General features: G+C 64.0%; 3 protein-coding genes. 1 reads left to right on the forward strand and 2 read right to left on the reverse strand.

Features of this window, described 5'->3' with window-relative positions:
- Positions 1-353 (reverse strand): EamA family transporter (locus VLE48_05600; protein HSA92467.1); only part of this gene is annotated, 353 nt, incomplete at its 3' end.
- 194 nt (positions 354-547) lie between these two features.
- On the opposite strand from VLE48_05600, the gene VLE48_05605 reads away from it, so the two are divergent.
- Positions 548-1,342: a PilZ domain-containing protein gene (locus VLE48_05605; protein HSA92468.1), complete on the forward strand. Its 795-nt coding sequence runs from the start codon at positions 548-550 to the stop codon at positions 1,340-1,342.
- 133 nt (positions 1,343-1,475) lie between these two features.
- On the opposite strand, the gene VLE48_05610 is transcribed toward VLE48_05605, so the two are convergent.
- Positions 1,476-2,024 (reverse strand): energy transducer TonB (locus tag VLE48_05610; GenBank protein ID HSA92469.1); only part of this gene is annotated, 549 nt, incomplete at its 5' end.

Here is a 2,024-nt window from a genome sequence, read left to right on the forward strand (position 1 = left end):
GATTCGATCACCACCACCCAGATGGGCACGATGGCTACGATCAGGGCAGCCAAGCCGCTGGCCACGTACTGCTCCGACCAGCACACCACCACGTTGCCGCCGGTGAGCAGCAGCACGCCCACCGAGCCTACGCGCATGAAATCGCGCTTGCTGAGGCGGATCTGACGTCCCGTGAGCGCGCACCAGGCCAGCATCAGGCTGCCGGCGATGAAGAAGCGCGTTCCCGCCATGGTGGCCGGCGGCACATCGTCGACGGCGATGCGGATCCCGAGGTACGTCGAGCCCCAAAGCAGATACACCAGCGCGAACGCAATAATGACCCGCAACCGGTGCTGGCGTTCTTGAGGGCTCATGAACCGGATACGACCAAACCAATGATGAGACGCGATGCGGTGCCTCGATGATGCGGGAAAGTTGCCGATTCGGCGGACCATTGCCGCAATGGACTGGTTTCACCGTTGCGGTTGCGGTCGCCAGGCGGAACCTGCTTCTGCACGTATCCGCCTGATTACTAGTCAGTAAACATGTCCGGGCCTACGATGCTGCCATGGACGCGATTCCCCGTTCCCCGCGGTGGAAGCTCGACCGGACCGTGGCCGTCGCCAGCGTGGATATGGCGACCAACGGCGTCATCCTCGATCTCAGTGAGGGCGGCCTGGCGGTGCGCGGCAACGTCCAAGCCCCCAACTATGAGCCCATCATGGTGGAAGTCCAGTTGCCCGGCAGCCACGACTACATCCTGGCCACCGGCATGGTGAGCTGGACGCGCGGCGGCGAAACCGGCATCCGCTTCCTCTGCCTGCCGGAAGTCGCGCGCCAGCGCCTGAAAGATTCCCTCCTGAACCTCTCGCTGGTACGCACGCTGCAGATCGAGCGCCGCAAGCAGGCCCGGAGCGGCGCGCCCATGGCCCAGCCCGTTCCTGACTTTGAGTTGGAAAAGGCGCTGCAACTGGAGACGCCGGAACTGCCGGCGGAAGTCCTGCGCGACCGCCTCGCCGCTACCGGCCGCGTGCGCCTCACCCGCTCCATCCGCGAAACCGGACTCATCCTGGCCGCCACCGCCATCTTCGGCGGCGTCTTCCTGGGCGTCGTCCAGATCGAGCTGGCGCTGGCCCTCATGCTGGCCGCGGGCATGAGCGTCCCCGTGCTCTTTTTGGCCATCTATCACGCGCTGCAACATTTCGCCCGCAAAGACGAGAAGTCGGAGAACAGGCCCACGCTTAACGCCCCGGAACTCGCTGAGCCCACGGCTCTCCCGGAAGCTACACCCCACCCCGCGCTGGCCATGGCTTCACATATGCAGGATTCGCAGGGGACGATTCAGACGCTGAATCTGAACTGAGATCGCTTCGCCTGCCGGAGAGCCAGCCGCGATCCGCGAACCGCTGTCTTGAAATGATTCGTGTCAGGGCACGGCTTCAGCCGTGCCGTTCCCACGCGGAACCACGCCGGCTTCAGCCGCTGAGGTAAGGCACTTAGCGGAAATTGACCTCAATGGCCACCTGAACAGCCACTGGCTGCCCGGCTCGCCGGGCAGGCGCGAATGTCCACTGACGCACTGTATCGAGGGCCTTCTGATCCGGGTCCGGCCCGAGCGACCTCGCAACTCTTGCGTCTTTGACCTTCCCGTCGGCACCGATCACTATGTTGAGGACAACCGTACCATGCGCTTTCGCAGGTGCTGGCTCCCTGAATTGGAGCAAACGAGGTGGTTCAATCTTGTTGCCCGCGTGGGGGCGCCGGAGTACGGCAACAACGTCATCCTTCTCCGGCGCGAAATACCCCACTACAATCCCCATCGCTCCTTGTGGCAGGGCCGGGCCGGGATTCGCGTAGCTGGCCGTCACCTTCATCACCTCGCCCTTCTTCAGCGCGTAGCCCTGGTCATACTTCGCGATGGGCATCTCCAGAATGTGGCCTTCGGCGTCGAGTTTAGCGTCGAGCGTGGCCACGGTCTCCTTGCGTGACGTGTTCTCCAGCACCAGCCGTCGGCCGTAGTCGTGCAGATGTCCGCCCACGCCCAG

This window comes from Terriglobales bacterium, assembly GCA_035454605.1.
Classification (GTDB): Bacteria; Acidobacteriota; Terriglobia; order Terriglobales; family Acidobacteriaceae; genus DATMAB01.